Source organism: Acidovorax sp. BL-A-41-H1 (genome assembly GCF_051942715.1).
This window is the reverse complement of the sequence record NZ_JBPVJQ010000003.1, coordinates 984896-1001847: the sequence shown is the minus strand read 5'-3', so window position 1 is coordinate 1001847 and position 16952 is coordinate 984896. Positions and strand designations below refer to the sequence as shown.

Sequence of the window (16952 nt, the reverse complement as noted above, 5' to 3'; positions counted from 1 at the left end):
GCGCCAAAAGTCCTTGCAAAAGAAGCACTTACGGAAGCCTATGAATGTGACCTCTCAAGGCTCATCCGTATGGTCACAGGATGTAGCGCGAAAGGTCCTCATCCTGGCTCAAGGTAGCCAGGCGTGCATCCACGTAAGCGGCATCTATCGTGACCGTCTGGCCCTCCAGCCGGGTAGCGTCAAAGCTGACCTCGTCGAGCAGACGCTCCATCACGGTAGACAGGCGACGCGCACCGATGTTTTCGGTGCGCTCGTTGACCTCGAAGGCAATGCGCGCAAGGCGGGTGATGCCTTCGGGCGTGAAGGTCAGTGTGACGCCTTCGGTGGCCAGCAGTGCCTGGTACTGCTTGACCAGCGAAGCATGGGTCTGGGTGAGGATGGCCTCGAAGTCCTGCACAGAGAGCGAACCCAGCTCGACCCGGATCGGAAAGCGCCCCTGCAGCTCGGGGATGAGATCGCTGGGCTTGGACAGGTGAAACGCGCCCGAGGCGATGAACAGGATGTGATCGGTCTTGATCATCCCGTACTTGGTGGACACCGTGGTGCCCTCGACCAGCGGCAGCAGGTCGCGCTGCACGCCCTGGCGGGATACGTCGGCGCCGCTGCTTTCCTGGCGCGCAGCCACCTTGTCGATCTCATCGATGAAGACGATGCCGTTCTGCTCGGCGTTGGCCACCGCGCGGGTCTTGATCTCTTCCTCATTCACCAGCTTGCCGGCCTCTTCCTCGACGAGGAGCTTCATCGCCTCGGCAATTCGCAGCTTGCGCGTCTTGCGCCGGTCCTGGCCCATCTGGCTGAACATGCCGCGCAGCTGCTCGGTCATCTCCTCCATGCCCTGCGGGCCCATGATCTCCAGCGAGGGCTTGGCGTCTGCGACGTCGATCTCGATTTCCTTGTCGGCCAGGGTGCCTTCACGCAGCTTCTTGCGAAACACCTGCCGGGCGGTGTTGTCACCGGCCGGCTCCGCACCGGCAGCCGTGCGGGCGGGCGGGATCAGGGCGTCCAGGATGCGCTCTTCGGCGGCATCCTCGGCGCGCGTGCGCACCTTTTTCATCTCGGCTTCGCGCGTCTGCTTGACGGCCATCTCGGCCAGATCGCGGATGATCGAATCCACATCCTTGCCCACATAGCCCACCTCGGTGAACTTGGTGGCCTCGACCTTGATGAACGGCGCATCGGCCAGTCGCGCCAGGCGGCGCGCGATCTCGGTCTTGCCCACGCCGGTCGGCCCGATCATGAGGATGTTCTTGGGCGTGATTTCCTGGCGCAGGCTGCCCTCGACCTGCTGGCGGCGCCAGCGGTTGCGCAGCGCAATGGCGACGGCGCGCTTGGCACCGGCCTGACCCACGATGTGGTTGTCGAGTTCGGAGACGATTTCCTGGGGGGTCATGGACGACATGCGTGGCCTGCCTTCAAAATCAAAGCGAAATCAGCTGCAAGCGCCTGATGGTCATGCACAAGCAGCTATTAAAAAAATAGCAATCAACCACCGGCGCTCAAAGCGTCTCAATGGTGTGGTTCATGTTGGTGTAGATGCACAGCTCGCCCGCGATCTCCAGAGATTTCTTGACGATCTCCTGCGCCGAAAGGTCGGTGTGGCCCAGCAGTGCCTTGGCGGCCGAGTGGGCATACGCTCCGCCGGAGCCAATCGCAACGATGCCTTGCTCGGGCTCCAGCACGTCGCCATTGCCGGTGATGATCAGCGAAGCACTGGCGTCTGCCACGGCCAGCATGGCTTCCAGGCGGCGCAGCACCCGGTCGGTGCGCCAGTCCTTGGTGAGTTCGATGGCAGCGCGGGTCAGGTGGCCCTGGTGCTTTTCCAGCTTGGCCTCGAAGCGCTCGAACAGCGTGAACGCATCAGCTGTAGCGCCCGCAAACCCGGCCAGGACCTTGCCGTGGTAGAGCTTGCGCACCTTGCGCGCCGTGCCCTTGACCACAATATTGCCCAGCGTGACCTGACCGTCACCGCCAATGGCCACTTGCACGCCCTGCGGGGTTTCGCGGCGCACGCTGATGATGGTGGTGCCGTGAAACACCGGATGGTTGTCGTGTGAAGAGGAATCCATAGCTGCGGCACATGGGGGTTGCGCAGCTATTTGCAAGCGGGAGTATCGCGTGTGCTGGATCGACGCCAGCAGGTCAGCAGGTCCAGGCACTCATCACCGCCGTGCCACGACCGCAGCAGCCGTGCAGCGTTCACTACATACCCCGCATCGCGTTGGACAGCCACCAGCAGGCTGCCCGGCAACCCGCCAGAAATCAGTTCTTGCGGGGCACAACCCGGGCGTGCTCGTTGATGCCGATCACGTTGAAGAACACGGCCACCAGGCGCTGCAGGTTCTGGAACTGGACCACATGACCTGCGCCCTGCTGCGCAGCCGCCCAGTTCAACACCGAGCCAGCGGCTGCAAAGTCCACGCGGATCAGCTTGTCGCACGAAATGGCCAGGGGCATCCCGGGCCGCAGCAGGGCCTCGAAGGGTTCGAGCAGCGACGCTGCGTCACCCTCGATATGCCCGCTCAGTTCGGCCACGGGCGTGGTGTCCAGGGTGCCAATGATCGAATCAAACGTTTCGGACGGACCAAAGTCGCTCTCGACCGCCAGCGGTGCCGAGCCCGAACTAACGCCTTCATTGTCCGAATAGCCACAACGCGGAGACACCCACGACGGGGGCGACACCTCGTAGGTGACGCAATAGTCCAGCGCCACGAGCTCGAACTCGTCGGGCTTGCCCATCAGCCGCATCGCGGCCATGCGCAGTCGCCACCACTCGGGGCTGGTAGACCTGTCGCCCGACTGCGCCCTGGCCTCCAGCAGGGCGTTCAGTTTCTCGACCCCTGAAAACACAAACTGGCCTTCGCGTTCGGCCCACTGGGTGAACTGGTCGGCCAGCAGCGGCACCGCAGCCTCATCGATCGACACCAGGCGGGACCACGAAAGCGTCCAGGGCGATGCCGAGCGTGCCAGCGACGCCTGCAGGGCTGCCACAGAAGATACGGCCAGCGTACCGGGTGCGTTCCAGCTGAAATCGCGGCGTACCGGGGCACCTGGCACGGCTGCGGCGTCACCGGCAGCAGCGGGGCTTGCCGACACCATGCCCAGCAAGGCCGGCATGGAGAACCACAGCGGCGCCGAGCGACCGTACTGGGCGGCAAAGTCGATGGCCAGCGTATCAAAACGATCATGCTGGCCCGTGGCGCGATACAGGTCGAACAGCGTCATCCAGATGTCGAACTGATCCTCCGGAGCATCCTGCTGGTGCTGGGAGAGCACATCCAGCAAACCGGACTCTGCACCTGCATGATCGCCGTTGGCAAACCGGATCGCCGCTTCTTCGAGGTCGGGTTCGTGCACAAATTCCTCCGGTTCGGAGAGTGTCATCGGCACCGTATGGTCGCCCAGGGATGGGGCCGCGGGCAGCAGCGGTTCACGGCCCGCAGGGTGGCCGGGCTGCATCTGCGCATCGGTCCCGCCAAACTGGGCCACGGTCATGCTGTCATCGGCAAACAGCGACTGGACCGCAGGCTTGCCCTGGAGCGGCGCTGGCAGACTGGCAGGTGCCGTGGGCGCGAATGCGCGCGCGTTGGCAGCAGCCGCATCCTCACCCGCCTGTTCACCGGCGATACCGGCGGGCATGGCGCCCACCACCGTGGGCGCATCGGAGCCCTGCTTGCTTTTCCACCATTGCTGCGACATCTGCGCCTCGATCTCGTTGATCTTCTTGAGCGTAACGGCGCGCTCGTCGGGCGAGGCCATGCTGCTCTGGAAGAACGAGGGGCGGGCGGTAGGGTCTTCAGTGCGCTGGCCCTGCAGGGCCTCGCGCTGGCGCAGCTTGCGCAACTGATCGAACTCGCGGCGGCGCACGAAGTCGTTACGCCGCTTGCGCTCGATCATCTCCTTGAGCATCTGCTTGCTGTACTGGCTCTCACGGTCGTCCGTCAGCGAGTCCAGCTCGGTCCAGTTGACCGTGGGATTGCGCACAAACCGCACCACCTTTGACAGCAGCCCGGGAGTGGTTTCTTCCTTGCTCATGGCGTGAATGGGAAGGATGTGCGCATGGGGTGGAGTCCATCAGCCAGGCCGCGGCGCTGGCTGTTGTGCTCAGTCACCAAACATCTTCTGCTTGAGTTCGCGGCGTTGCTGCGCTTCCAGCGACAGCGTGGCCGTGGGCCGCGCAATCAGGCGGCCAACGCCAATGGGCTCACCAGTCTCGTCGCAGTACCCATAGTCGCCCGAGTCGATGCGAGCGATGGATTGCTCGATCTTCTTGAGCAGCTTGCGCTCGCGGTCGCGGGTGCGCAGCTCAAGCGCGTGCTCTTCTTCAATGGTGGCGCGGTCGGCCGGGTCGGGCACCACCACGGTGTCTTCACGCAGGTGCTCGGTGGTTTCACCGGCGCTGTTGTGGATTTCCTGCTTGAGCTGAACGAGCTTGAGGCGAAAGAACGCCATCTGCTTTTCGTTCATGTATTCGCTCTCAGGCATGGCGATCACTTCGGCATCGGTCAGCTCGGCGGCCGACTTGGTCTTCCAGTTGTTCGCCAGCTTGGGGTCTTTTTTCGCAGCGGTGAACGTGGGCTGCGCTTGCACGGTCGTGGGCATGGTGTGTAGGTAACTGGCTTTGGCGGCTGTGGAAGCCACCGACTGGGCCATGGATGGTACGGTCAATTGGGCCAACCGTGAAGAAGGCCGGGTCGTGCGCACAGGTACCTCGGAGCCAGGGCGAAGCACCTGGGCCGGAGCCGGCGCTTCTGCCACGGCAGCCGCTGCGGGTGCCGATGCAACCTTGGCAGCTGCGGCAACGGCAGCTTTGGCGGGAGCCTTGGCAGCAGCTTTGGGCGCCGCTGCGGCACTCTTGGCTGCGGCTGGGGCGGCCTTGGTGGCTGTCCCCTTGGATTTGCTGGTGTCGGCTTTCACTTCCTGGTCTCCTCGCTATACGGGCAGGCCCTGGCGCATGTGCAGCCAAGGGCGGGTGGCAAGCCTTCCGGGGTCTCGAACCCGTTCAGTGTCTGTTGGGAAGTCGTAATTGGGTACAAAGCAGGTTCAGAGGATGCCACGGATGGGCAACCCGACGCCAAAAGCACCTTGCACGACCTCAAAAGGCATTGAACAGGTTCTTGCCGGGGCGCGATTGTATCGACCTGGGCTGACGCAAACGGAAACGTTGCAGATACAACACAAACGGGGCGGATTCGCCCGGAAACTGGTGCGGCACTGCCGGAATTTCACGCTCAGGCCAGGCTCTGCTCCAGCCCTTGCAGGAAGATGTCCTTGGGCAGGTCAATGCCGATGAACACCATCTTGCTGTTGCGCACTTCGCCCTCGGCCCACTGGGGACCCAGGTCGCTGCCCATGAGCTGGTGCACGCCCTGGAAGATGACCTTGCGCTCGGTGCCCTTCATGTACAGGACGCCCTTGTAGCGCAGCATGCGGGGTCCGTAAATGTTGACGATGGCGCCCAGGAAGTCCTCAAGCTTGGCCGGGTCGAACGGGCGGTCCGAGCGGTAGACAAAGCTCTTGACATCATCATCGTGGTGATGGTGGTGGCCGTGACCGCCGTCGCCGTGCTTGTGCGAGGGGTGGTCGCAATGCTCGCCGTGCGCGTGGTCGTGATCATGGCCGTGGTCGTGGTGGTCATGGCCGCCCTCTTCCTTGAGGAAGTCCGGGTCGATGTCGAGCTTGGCGTTCAGATTGAAGCCGCGCAGGTCCAGCACCTCGGCCAGCGGCACCTCGCCAAAATGCACCGCCTTCATGGGTGCGCGGGGGTTCATGTGCTTGAGGCGGTGGATCAGCGCATCCGTTTCCTCGGCACTGACCAGGTCGGTCTTGGACAGGAAGATCTGGTCGGCAAAACCCACCTGGCGGCGCGCTTCCTGGCGGTCGTTGAGCTGCTGGGGCGCGTGCTTGGCATCCACCAGGGTAATGATCGAGTCGATGAGGTACGTTTCGGCGATCTCTTCGTCCATGAAGAACGTCTGCGCCACCGGGCCCGGATCCGCCACGCCCGTGGTCTCGATCACGATGCGGTCGAAGTCGAGCAGGCCCTTGCGCTTTTTGGCCGCCAGCAGCTGCAAGGTTTCGCGCAGGTCTTCGCGGATGGTGCAGCAGATGCAGCCGTTGCTCATCTGCACGATCTGCTCCTTGGACTCGGTCACCAAGATGTCGTTGTCGATGTTCTCTTCGCCAAATTCGTTTTCAATCACGGCGATCTTCTGGCCGTGGGCCTCGCTGAGCAGGCGCTTGAGCAGGGTGGTCTTGCCCGAGCCCAGGAAGCCGGTGAGGATGGTGACGGGAATCAGTGCCATGGAAACGCTCTCTCCAAGAAAACAAATCAGAACCAGAACAGGGGAAGGCAGCCCGGTGGGCAGCCAGCGCCGCAACCAGGCGCGCGGGTGTCGAATTTCAGTGTACAGATCGTGTCAAGCCCCCGCAGGGGCCGGCCGCAATGCCCCGGCCTGTCGAGGTCAGGGCCGGCGGCCATCAGCCCTTGCGCATCACCACGAGGCCCTTGAGGTACTCGCCCTCGGGGAATTCGAGCGTCATCGGGTGGTCCTGCGCACCGCCCAGGCGCTCCAGGATGTAGCCATCGACCCCGGCATCCGCGCCGGCCGATGCCACGATCTTGTGGAACAAATCGGCACTGATGCCGCCCGAGCACGAGAAGGTGAACAGCACCCCGCCCGGCGACAGCAATTGCAGCGCAAGCCGGTTGATGTCCTTGTAGGCCCGGGCCGCGCGTTCGGCGTGGGCCGCAGTCGGTGCGAACTTGGGCGGATCCAGCACGATGGCGTCAAAGCGCTGCCCGTCTTTCAGGAACTGGCGCAGCGATGCGTTCACATCGGCATCCATGAACTGCGCCCGGGCAGGGTCAAAGCCGTTGAGCAACACATGCGCCCGTGCCCGCTCCAGCGCAGGGCCCGATGAGTCGATGGAAACCACCTCGCCGCCGCCCTGCCCGCCCGCCTGCTCTGCAGCCGCCATGCCGGCCAGCGCCGCCACGCTGAAGCCGCCGGTGTAGCAAAAGCAGTTGAGCACACGGCGCAGGTTCAAGCGCTGCACGTAGTCGGCAAAACGCTTGCGGCTGTCGCGCTGGTCCAGGTAGAAGCCGGTCTTGTGGCCTTCGGCAATGTTGAGCGTCAGCTGCCACTGGTGCTCGCGGATGGTGAGTTCCAGCGGTGGCGCGTCCTGCCCTGCCGCGGCCGTGCCACCGCGCAGCCAGCCCGTGGCGGGTTCCAGCCCTTCGAGGGCGCGAACGCTGGCATCCGACCGCTCGTACAGGTGCGCCAGACCAGTTTCCGCAAGCAGCGCGTCCGCAATCACATCCTTCCAGCGCTCGGTGCCGGCACTGGTGAACTGGGCCACGAGGGTGTCACCGTAGCGGTCCACGATAAGGCCCGGCAGGCCGTCCGATTCGCCGTGGATCAGCCGCACACCGTCACTTTTAAGGTCAAAAAGGCCCCTTGCGCTTATTGCATTTGCACATGCAGCTATAAAAAAAGTAGCATCGATGCGCTGTGCCTCGTCAAAGCTCCACACACGGGCCCGGATGCGCGAGGCCGGGCTGAACGCCGCCCAGGCCAGAAACTTCCCGTCGCTGGATTCCACGCGCACGGTCTCGCCGCTGTCGCCGCCACCTTTGGCGATGGCCGACTCGAAGATCCAGGGATGGCGACGCAGGAGCGAGCGCTCCTTGCCAGGGCGAAGTCTGAGGGTTTTCATGCGCAGGATTGTCGCGGCTGGCTGGCAGCGCCTGTGCAGCCCCCGGCAAAAAATCGCCATCGCGAGCGACGCCGGCCCAGCAGTCAGAAACCACGAGCCCCAACGAAATCGGTATTTGCCACACAGCTTGGGCCCCTCAACGCCCTGCTGCACCCTGACCCTGCGCGGTGCATAGCCCCGTCACAAACACCAAAGCCCCCGTGTCCAGGAAAGCCCACGCCCCACGCCACGAAGGGAAATAACGCACTATTGACAAAAATGATTACAAAAACATAGAATTCATCAAACTATCATTTTTATCAAACAAATATGGCATCGCACCCTACCCCCTCTGCCGCTTCGCTTGCCCATGCGGGTTCACGGGGTGCGCAGGTCGGGCTTACCGACATCCGGGAGTTTCTGGCGTTCAAGATCGGCAACGAGGAATACGGCGTCGACATCCTGCGTGTGCAGGAAATCCGCTCGTATGAAAAGCCCACCACCATCGCGAATGCCACAGGCGAACTGAAAGGCGTGGTCAACCTGCGCGGCGTGATCGTGCCGATCATTGACCTGCGCGTGAAGCTGGGCCTGACCGAGGTGCAGTACGACCACCTTACCGTCGTCATCGTCCTGAACATCGGCCACCGCGTGGTTGGCGCAGTGGTGGACGGCGTGTCCGATGTGCTCACTCTGGAGCGCGAGCAGCTGCGCCCCGTGCCCGCCCTGCGCGGCGGTTTTGATCCCGAACACCTGCTGGCCATCGGCTCGGTGGGCGACCGCATGCTCATCCTGCTGGACATTGAGAAGTTCCTGGCGAACACTGCAGCGGCGGAAGTTACATCCGCTCACTAACGGCACTACGCCCGGAGGAACACGCCATGAATTTCAGTGACCTGAAGATTTCGACGCGGATGACACTGGGCTTCGGCCTGATGAGCCTCCTGATCTGCATCATGGGCGGGCTCTCGCTCACCCTGTCCAAGCGCGCCGATTCGGCGTTCCACACCATCATCGACGACCGCTACCCGAAGGTGCTGCACCTGCATGTGGCCAAGGAAGACGTGATAGCCGTGGAACTGGCGCTCACGCAGATCGTGCTTGACCCGCGCCCCGACAACGTGCGCGAGCAGGAATCCCTGATCGGTGCCAAGCGCAAGGAAATCACCCACCTGCTGGAAGACCTCGGCCGGCAGATCACTTCCGACAAGGGCAAGGCTGCGCTGGCTGAAACACTGCGTGCACGCGCTGTGTATGCCCAGCAGATGGAACGCTTCTTTGATCTGTCGCACGCAGGCAAGATTGACGAGGCGCGCAGCGTGCTCACCGGCCCGATGGTGGCGCCACGCAAGGCGTATTTCGACTCACTGAGTGCACTCATCGCATACCAGGAAAAGCTGGCGGACACCGCACAGGCCGAAGCCGTGGCAGCCGGCACGCAGCTGAACGTGCTGGTGCTGGCCCTGACGGCCGTCGCACTGGTGCTGAGCATCCTGCTGGCGGTGCTGATCGTGCGCTCTACTACGCGCCCCCTGCGCCAGGCCGTGGCAGCAGCCCGTGCGGTAGCAGCAGGCGACCTGAGCCAACACATCGCTTTCCGCGGTACCAACGAAACCGCACAGCTGCTGGAGGCACTGCACTCCATGCAGGCATCGCTGGTGCGCTTAGTCGGCCAGGTGCGCCAAAGCTGCCACAGCGTGGCCAACTCGTCGGCCGAAATCGCACAGGGCAACAACGACCTATCGATGCGCACCGAAGAACAAGCCAGCGCGCTGGAAGAAACCGCCGCGTCCATGGAGCAGCTTGCGGCCACGGTGCATACCAGCACCGACAGCGCCCGCCAGGCCAACGCCCTGGCGCTCGAAGCCTCCAACGTCGCCACACGCGGCGGCGAGGTGGTCGCAGAAGTGGTTAGCACCATGAAGGGTATCAACGACGGCTCGCGCCGCATCAGCGACATCATCGGCGTGATTGACTCCATCGCCTTCCAGACCAACATCCTGGCGCTGAACGCCGCGGTCGAGGCTGCACGTGCCGGCGAGCAGGGCCGCGGCTTTGCGGTAGTGGCCACCGAGGTACGTCACCTCGCCGGGCGCTCGGCCGAGGCGGCCCGCGAGATCAAGAGCCTGATTGTCAGCAGCGTGGAACGCGTGGAGGCTGGCACCGTTTTGGTAGACCGCGCCGGGCAGACCATGACCGAAGTGGTCCAGGCCATCCGCCGGGTAACGCAGGTGGTGAGCGAGATCACCGCAGCCAGTGGCGAACAGAGCCAGGGCATGGACCAGATCAATGAAGCGGTGATGCAGATCGACCAGACCACCCAGCAAAACGCCGCCTTGGTCGAGGAAATGGCCGCAGCCGCAGCCAGCCTCAACCAGCAGGCAAACGCGCTCGTGCAAACGGTGGCCGTCTTTCACCTGCCCCACGATGCACCGCTGGACAACGCAGCACACCAGCGCCCTGGCCGAGCCACAGCGGCTGCAGCGCCTGGACCGGCCTTGCCCGCCCCGCGCGCACCCGGGCTTTTGCCTGCCAGCGCCTGAAACTCCGCTCCCATCCACCACGTCGGGCCGGTTCGCACACCACCAACACCATTGAGGGCATCATGAACTTCTTCGCTTCCATCGGTATCGGCAAACGTCTGTATCTGCTTTCATCCCTGCTGGTGGTTGCGCTGGTGCTGGTCACCGCACTGGCTTGGTCCAAGCTGTCGCACGTCAACCTCGAGATGGAGAATGTGGCGTCGGAGCTGGTGCCGCAGCAGCAGCGCCTGGCACTGATCGAGCTGAATGTCACCCGCTCGTCGCTGCAGGTACGCCATGCGCTGCTGGTGCGCACGCCTGCCGATCTAGCGTCGACCCTCGCCGACATTGGTGCGAAAAGGCAAGCCATCGATGCCGACCGCTCGGCGCTGGCAAAGACCGCCATCACCGATGAGGACAAGGCCCAGTTCAATGCGCTGGCGAAGGCGCTCGACAACTTCTGGCTGGTGGCAGGTGAGAACGTCAAGCTGATCGAGCAGAGTCGTAAGGACGAAGCGTTTGACATGCTCGTGGACAAGACCATCCCAGCCCGTAACGTAGTGCTGGAGATGGTGGCCAAGAAAAAGAATCACCAGACCGAGCTGCTGGATGAACACTTGGTGGCTGTCAAAACCGATGTGCGCCAGACGCTGCTGGCGCTCGTGGCCGCCGTCGTGGGTGTGACTGTGGGGCTGATTCTGTTCTCATGGCATATCGCCAGCACATTGCAGGCGCGTGTGTCGCAGGCCCAGCTGGTCGCGGCCCGCGTGCGCGACGGCGATCTGACCGGCATCATCACGGACAAAGCCCGTGATGAGTTCAGCCCGCTGCTGGCCTCGCTGGACGCCATGCAGACTGCGCTGACGCATGTGGTCGCCCGTGTACGCCAGGGCTCTGACAGCGTCGCCAGCGCCAGCGGCCAGATCGCCGGCGGCAACAGCGACCTGTCTACGCGCACCGAAACGCAGGCGTCGGCCCTGGAGGAAACGGCCGCATCCATGGAAGAGCTGAGCTCCACCGTGCGCATGAATGCCGACAACGCACGCCAGGCCAACGAGCTGGCGCAAACAGCCTCCAGCGTGGCCACGCAGGGTGGCGCCGTTGTGGCCGACGTGGTGCGCACCATGAAAGGCATCAACGACAGCTCGCGCAAGATCTCCGACATCATCGGCGTGATCGACGGCATTGCCTTCCAGACCAACATCCTCGCACTGAATGCCGCCGTGGAAGCCGCCCGCGCCGGCGAGCAGGGCCGCGGCTTTGCCGTGGTGGCGGGCGAGGTGCGCAGCCTGGCAAGCCGTTCGGCAGAGGCCGCACGCGAGATCAAGTCGCTGATCGGCGCCAGCGTGCAACAGGTGGAGGCGGGCTCTTCGCTGGTAGACCGCGCGGGCCAGACGATGACCGATGTGGTGGACGCCATCCACCGCGTGACCGACATCATGGGCGCCATCAGCGCGGCCAGCAGCGAGCAAAGCCAGGGCGTGAGCCAGGTCAATGAAGCCGTGACCCAGATGGACCAGGCCACACAGCAGAACGCAGCACTGGTTGAAGAAATGGCGGCGGCCGCCAGCAGCCTCAACACCCAGGCCTCTGAGCTGGTGGAGGTGGTGGCGGCATTCCGTATCAACGGCGACGGGCAACAGCTTGCGCAGCTCCGCGGCCCCACAGACGGAAAGAACGGCCAGGCCCGCGCCCTGCCCCGCGCTGCCCCGCGGCTGGCGCTGGGTTCACGCTAGAACAGCCGGCAAAGAGCCCGTGCGACTGAGGCTGGCAGCCCGGAGCATCAACACGTGGCGCAACTCTTGCATGGCAGCTGATAACGATCAACGAAGAATTTTCTCTCTCCAATTTTTGCGATCAAGAAGGAAAGACCATGGGTTTCGCCCGCCTCAAAATTTCGACCCGCCTTGCGTTCCTGCTGGCGGCAATGGTGCTGCTCACCGTCGCTATCGGCGTCGTGGGACTGTCGGGAATGCGGCAGGCGAACGCGGGCCTCAACACGGTCTACCTGGACCGCGTGATTCCGCTCAAGCAGATCAAGCTGGTATCGGACGCCTATGCGGTCGACGTGGTGGACGCCGCGCACAAGGTACGCGACGGCGGCTTCACCCAGCAGCAGGCACTCGCATCGCTGGAGAAGGCCAAGAAGGACATTGCCGACAACTGGTCGGCATACCTTGCGACCGAACTGGTGCCCACAGAAGTGCACCTGGTCAAGCAGTTCCAGCAGCTCAAGGCCCCCGCCGACAAGGCCGTGCAGACCATTGAGGCACTGGTGCGCGCCAACGATACAGCCGGCCTTACCGCCTACGCCGCCAACGATATGTACCCCGCCATCGACCCGCTGCAGGAAGTGCTGGGCGCCCTGGTGCAGGTGCAGCTTGATACCGCGCGCGCCGAGTACGAAAGCGCCGTCAGCATGTACCAGAGCATCAAGCTCTTCATGATGCTGGCGATTGCATCGGGCGTGGCCTTTGCGCTCGGTTTTGGCTACTACGTGGCGCGCAGCATCATCCGCCAGCTTGGCACAGAGCCTGCCATTGCGGCGGCCCTGGCTACCAGCGTTGCCCAGGGTGACCTGACCGTCGCCATCGACTTGCGGCCCGGCGACGGCACCAGCCTGATGGCGCAGCTCAAGCGCATGCAGCAAAGCCTGGTGCAAATGGTAGGTACGGTGCATGAAAGCTCGGTCAGCGTGGCCAGCGCGTCGCAACAGATCGCGCAGGGCAACAACGACTTGTCAGCCCGCACCGAGGAACAGGCCAGCGCGCTGCAACAGACGGCGGCCTCGATGGAGGAGCTCAATTCCACCGTCCGTCAGAACGCCGACAACTCCCGCAAGGCCAACGAACTGGCCGCGGCCGCGACCGCAGTGGCCATCGAGGGCGGCGCCGCGGTGGCCGATGTGGTGCGCACCATGAAAGCCATGGACGAGAGCAGCGGGAAGATCTCGGACATCATCGGGGTCATTGACAGCATTGCCTTCCAGACCAACATCCTGGCGCTGAACGCCGCTGTGGAGGCGGCCAGGGCAGGCGAACAGGGCCGCGGGTTTGCTGTGGTGGCCTCTGAAGTGCGTAACCTGGCAGGCCGCTCGGCAGACGCCGCGCACGAAATCAAAAAGCTCATCAGCGGCAGCGTCGAGAGGGTCAAGGACGGTACCGCACTGGTAGACCGTGCGGGCGCCAAGATGCATGACGTGGTCGACTCCATCCGCCGGGTCACCGAGATCGTGGGAAAGATCACATCGGCCAGCGGCGAGCAAAGCCAGGGCATGGACCAGATCAACGTGGCTGTCAGCCAGATGGACCAGGCCACCCAGCAAAACGCTGCGCTGGTCGAGGAAATGGCGGCGGCAGCAGCATCGCTCAACCAGCAGGCATCGGAGCTTGTGGCAACGGTCGATACCTTCAAACTGCCGCCTGAGCGCCTGACCCTTGAAGGCGGTGGGCACTTTGCTCCACGGATCGCAGGGGCGCTCTCCTACGCTGGCTGACCGGCTGAGCGAGCCCTGTTACAAAGCCCGCAGCCGTCCGTGCAAGCCCGTGGCGGGGCGGCCCGAGTCCCTGACGACTTGGCAGCGCCTTGCGGCAAGCGGGTCGTGTTCCGTACTCTGTTCTGAAGGCGAGGCGCCCAGCCCTGCCTTTGAGACAGCGTCGTCCTCCCTGGCTGGTGTGTGCACGCCGCCCAATTGCAGCGGGCAGGGCAGCCGCCTAGCGACGCAAGCGGGAGTGTCCGAACGCGAACGCACCCATGAGCATCGACAGGATGATCAGGCCCCATTCAGACAGTGTCGGAATGGACGCCGGCGAGGAAGCAGCCACGGCAGCGACCTGAACAGCAGGGCCGCAGACTTCGGCACCGGGAGACAGGCCGGTGACTGCCACGGGCGTCACGCAGAAGAAAAGGAAGCTGCCGCCATCCGCTGCCACCGTGGTGTAGGAAGTGGCATTGCCCACATCCACTCCGCCCGCCACGCTGTTCGTGGGGCTGCGCACCCACCGGAAGACCGATATGCCTTCCAGATCCGCATTCACATCGCTGTAGGTGTAGTTGCCCGTCAACGACTGGCCGACGGTGGCTGTTCCGCTGACCGACACGCTGGAGGCAACCGGCACGGCTTGCGGAGTCACGGTGATGGTCGCCGTGGCGTTGTCGCACAGCGCGGCATTGGGGGCCGGCAGACACACGCGGTACACGAATGTGTCGGTACCTGCATACCCGGCATTGGGCGTGTAGGTGTACGCACCCGTGGCGGCATTCAGAACCAGATTGCCGTTGGTCGGCGCCGAAATGGTCGAGAACGTCGAGCCAGCCAGTATGAAGTCGTTCGTTGCCACCGAGGCGCTGAGCGGTGTGTTGGTCGCCGTGACCCCGGTATCGTTGACCGCCCGGGGTGCCACCGTCACCTTGACGGAGGCCGATACACACACGGTCTGGTCGGGCGCCGGCTTGCATTGCTGGTAGGTGAAAGTGTCTGCACCCGCGAAGCCGGCATTGGGGGTGTACGTGTAGGCGCCCGTGGACGCATTCAGGGAGACAACGCCATTGGCGGGCGACGAGGTGATCGTGAAGGTCGCGCCAGGCACCGTGGTGTCATTCGTCGCAACATTGCCAGAGACCGCAGTGTCGCGCGCCGTGCTGGCCGTATCGTCCGCGGCTCCGATGGCCCCCGGAGGCAAACTGACGGTGATGGTTCCGTAGTTCACCCACGGGCCGGGCACTGTGGCCGAGTCGCTCACGGCCAGATTGTCCAGCTCGAAACCTCCACCGCCTGCGTGCCGGATGACAATCCGCCGGAAGCTGACCGTTGTACCCTGCAGCAGCAAATTCACGTAGCCGTAGGGCTCGCTGGTGTTGCGCCCTGCCGGAGGATTGGGATTGCCGAAATACGCCGCCTTTGCATACTGGCTGCCATTGATGGCAGTGATGTTGCCGCCGCCGCCAAGCAGCGTGGTCAACGAGTTGGTGGTGAAGGTTGCCAGCAGCGTGTTGGTGTCGTCGTAGAACTCGATGGTGTTCCCGGAGTTTCCCGCGGACCACCAGAACCCTACGTACTTTCGGTCCCCCGTCAGGGTGATGGAGACCTGGCTGCCGGTCGACAGCGCCAGATATGTTCCGGATCCGCCCGCTCCACCAAAGCTGTTGGCGGCAGCCCGCGTGACGCCAGCGGTCGCGCCAGACCAGGGCCCCACGGCAAAATTGCCTGTCGCGCCAATCGCCCCTGTGGCGCCAGAGAAGCCCTCCACGATCGCGCCGGGCCGGGTGGTGTTCTGTTCGCCCGGCGGCGAAAGGAACATGCCCAGGGACTGGGCAGTGACGGCGCTGCTTGCAAGCAGCGCGGCTGCGCCCAACAGCATGGCGGGCACGGCGGCCCTGAAACACGGGACTTTGAAACAGGGCATAAGCGAGGGAAGAAGGGGGTGAATCGAGCGCCTCGGGAAGCTACCCCCTGGCCTGCGCCGAACGTTGGCGCCCTGCGCCCGGTCTTTCGGTCGGGCGCGATTCTATGGACGCCCGTCCTCGCATTCGGGTGTCGCGGCGCCGCCTGACAATTGTTGACAAATCCAGTGGGTTAAACCCAAAAATGGAGGCTCGCCAGGCCGCCTGGACATCGGTCGCAGAGGCAGTGCAGCCCAGGCGTGCCACCCGCATGCCCTTGCGGGACAAGCGCCTCGTTCAGTCAGCCGGGCTTCTTGCGAGCGCGGGGATGTGCCGCGTCGTACACCTTGGCCAGGTGCTGGAAATCCAGCCGGGTGTAGACCTGCGTGGTGGTGATGTTGGCGTGGCCCAGCAGCTCCTGCACCGCGCGCAGGTCGCCGCTGCTTTGCAGCAGGTGGCTGGCAAACGAGTGGCGCAGCATGTGCGGATGCACGGGCGTGGTCAGCCCGGCCTGCTGGCTGCGCTGGCGCAGGCGCAGCCAGATGGACTGCGCGGTCAGGCGCTTGCCGCGCTGGCCTACAAACATCGCTACGTCCAGCCGGGGCGACGCATCGCCACCAAAAGGCGCAGCGCGCTGCGCAAGCCACGCGCGCAGGGCAGTCGTTGCCGCCACGCCCACGGGCACGCTGCGCCGCTTGCTGCCCTTGCCGAACACGTGCGCCTCGCCCGCGTCCAGGTCTACCCAGCCACGGCCCAGGCGCTGGGTGTCTGCGTTCGGAATCGCATCCAGCCCCGCCAGCTCGCCCACGCGCAGCCCGCAGCCGTACAGCAGCTCGACCATGGCGGCGTCGCGCGCCTCCAGCCACGGGTCGCCGCCGGCGTGTTCAAACTCGGCCAGGCGCACGGCATCGTCCACGCCCAGCGCCTTGGGCAGCGGCTTGGGCGCCTTGGGAGCGCGCACGTCTTGCACCGGGTTGTGGCTGATAAGCCCCTGGCGCCCTGCCCACACATAGAACCCGCGCCAGCCTGACAGGATGAGCGCAATGCCCCGCGCGCTGCGCCCCGCGCCGTGCATCTGCGCCGCAAAGCGGCGGATGTGCGCAGTCTGCAATTGCAAGAGCGGAAGGTTCACGCCCGCAGCCATCTGCGCCAGCCGCTGCAGATCCAGCGTGTAGAGCGTGACCGTGCGGTCGGCCAGCCGCTTTTCGACCCGCACATGCTCCAGGTAGCGCAGGACGTGGGGGTCCGTGGGGAGCTGCTCGATGGCGGCGTCGGGCATGGCGTCAGTGGCGCACGGGGTGCCGCGCGCGGCAGCGAAGTGCAATACAACAGCCAGGCGACTGAAACCCGCAC

The 16952-nt window shown here is 64.4% G+C and carries 12 protein-coding genes; 4 read left to right on the top strand and 8 right to left on the bottom strand.

All coding sequences use genetic code 11. The annotated features are described in order from the left end of the window. Positions 1 to 73 precede the first annotated feature (73 nt). From hslU to ACTPOI_RS05485, 6 genes are all read right to left on the bottom strand, one after another. On the bottom strand, positions 74 to 1399 hold the full coding sequence (gene hslU / locus ACTPOI_RS05510; RefSeq protein WP_440107188.1) for an ATP-dependent protease ATPase subunit HslU: 1326 nt from the start codon (positions 1397 to 1399) through the stop codon (positions 74 to 76). Between the two features lie 97 nt (positions 1400 to 1496). After that, positions 1497 to 2066 carry an ATP-dependent protease subunit HslV gene (gene hslV, locus ACTPOI_RS05505; RefSeq protein WP_069104783.1) on the bottom strand — a complete coding sequence of 190 codons (570 nt, stop codon included), beginning with the start codon at positions 2064 to 2066 and terminating at the stop codon, positions 1497 to 1499. A gap of 193 nt (positions 2067 to 2259) precedes the next feature. Beyond that, complete coding sequence (locus ACTPOI_RS05500; protein WP_440107186.1) at positions 2260 to 4032, bottom strand: STAS domain-containing protein; 1773 nt, start codon at positions 4030 to 4032, stop codon at positions 2260 to 2262. Positions 4033 to 4101: 69 nt separating this feature from the next. After that, positions 4102 to 4914, bottom strand: a complete 813-nt coding sequence (gene dksA, locus ACTPOI_RS05495) for an RNA polymerase-binding protein DksA (RefSeq protein WP_440107184.1) — start codon at positions 4912 to 4914, stop codon at positions 4102 to 4104. Positions 4915 to 5228: 314 nt separating this feature from the next. Next, positions 5229 to 6302, bottom strand: a complete 1074-nt coding sequence (locus tag ACTPOI_RS05490; RefSeq protein ID WP_440107182.1) for a CobW family GTP-binding protein — start codon at positions 6300 to 6302, stop codon at positions 5229 to 5231. Positions 6303 to 6477: 175 nt separating this feature from the next. Next, entirely contained in the window at positions 6478 to 7716 is a 1239-nt protein-coding gene (locus tag ACTPOI_RS05485; protein WP_440107180.1) for a class I SAM-dependent rRNA methyltransferase, read from the bottom strand. 309 nt (positions 7717 to 8025) lie between these two features. On the opposite strand from ACTPOI_RS05485, the gene ACTPOI_RS05480 reads away from it, so the two are divergent. The 4 genes from ACTPOI_RS05480 to ACTPOI_RS05465 all read left to right on the top strand — a co-directional run bounded on the left by ACTPOI_RS05480 (position 8026) and on the right by ACTPOI_RS05465 (position 13713). Further along, positions 8026 to 8550, top strand: a complete 525-nt coding sequence (locus ACTPOI_RS05480; protein WP_440107178.1) for a chemotaxis protein CheW — start codon at positions 8026 to 8028, stop codon at positions 8548 to 8550. 26 nt (positions 8551 to 8576) lie between these two features. Continuing rightward, the gene (locus tag ACTPOI_RS05475) at positions 8577 to 10238 is read left to right on the top strand and encodes a methyl-accepting chemotaxis protein (protein WP_440107176.1); all 1662 of its coding nucleotides are present in this window, start codon (positions 8577 to 8579) and stop codon (positions 10236 to 10238) included. Between the two features lie 62 nt (positions 10239 to 10300). Continuing rightward, positions 10301 to 11953 carry a methyl-accepting chemotaxis protein gene (locus ACTPOI_RS05470; protein ID WP_440107174.1) on the top strand — a complete coding sequence of 551 codons (1653 nt, stop codon included), beginning with the start codon at positions 10301 to 10303 and terminating at the stop codon, positions 11951 to 11953. 137 nt (positions 11954 to 12090) lie between these two features. Further along, positions 12091 to 13713 carry a methyl-accepting chemotaxis protein gene (locus ACTPOI_RS05465; protein WP_440107172.1) on the top strand — a complete coding sequence of 541 codons (1623 nt, stop codon included), beginning with the start codon at positions 12091 to 12093 and terminating at the stop codon, positions 13711 to 13713. Between the two features lie 217 nt (positions 13714 to 13930). Here the strand turns inward: ACTPOI_RS05465 and ACTPOI_RS05460 are convergent, their stop codons facing one another. Further along, positions 13931 to 15577, bottom strand: coding sequence for an IPTL-CTERM sorting domain-containing protein (locus tag ACTPOI_RS05460; protein WP_440108269.1), 1647 nt, complete (start codon positions 15575 to 15577; stop codon positions 13931 to 13933). A gap of 323 nt (positions 15578 to 15900) precedes the next feature. Further along, a complete protein-coding gene (locus tag ACTPOI_RS05455) occupies positions 15901 to 16878 on the bottom strand; it encodes a tyrosine recombinase XerC (protein WP_440107170.1) in 978 nt (325 codons plus the stop codon). Positions 16879 to 16952: the final 74 nt, after the last annotated feature.

Bases quoted from the DNA above. Each gene is read 5' to 3' on its own strand.
- ACTPOI_RS05455 (WP_440107170.1), bottom strand. From the start codon at position 16,878: ATGCCCGACGCCGCCATCGAGCAGCTCCCCACGGACCCCCACGTCCTG.
- ACTPOI_RS05475 (WP_440107176.1), top strand. From the start codon at position 8,577: ATGAATTTCAGTGACCTGAAGATTTCGACGCGGATGACACTGGGCTTC.
- hslU (WP_440107188.1), bottom strand. From the start codon at position 1,399: ATGTCGTCCATGACCCCCCAGGAAATCGTCTCCGAACTCGACAACCAC.
- ACTPOI_RS05480 (WP_440107178.1), top strand. From the start codon at position 8,026: ATGGCATCGCACCCTACCCCCTCTGCCGCTTCGCTTGCCCATGCGGGT.
- ACTPOI_RS05465 (WP_440107172.1), top strand. From the start codon at position 12,091: ATGGGTTTCGCCCGCCTCAAAATTTCGACCCGCCTTGCGTTCCTGCTG.
- ACTPOI_RS05485 (WP_440107180.1), bottom strand. From the start codon at position 7,716: ATGAAAACCCTCAGACTTCGCCCTGGCAAGGAGCGCTCGCTCCTGCGT.
- ACTPOI_RS05470 (WP_440107174.1), top strand. From the start codon at position 10,301: ATGAACTTCTTCGCTTCCATCGGTATCGGCAAACGTCTGTATCTGCTT.
- ACTPOI_RS05500 (WP_440107186.1), bottom strand. From the start codon at position 4,032: ATGAGCAAGGAAGAAACCACTCCCGGGCTGCTGTCAAAGGTGGTGCGG.
- ACTPOI_RS05490 (WP_440107182.1), bottom strand. From the start codon at position 6,302: ATGGCACTGATTCCCGTCACCATCCTCACCGGCTTCCTGGGCTCGGGC.
- hslV (WP_069104783.1), bottom strand. From the start codon at position 2,066: ATGGATTCCTCTTCACACGACAACCATCCGGTGTTTCACGGCACCACC.
- ACTPOI_RS05460 (WP_440108269.1), bottom strand. From the start codon at position 15,577: ATGCTGTTGGGCGCAGCCGCGCTGCTTGCAAGCAGCGCCGTCACTGCC.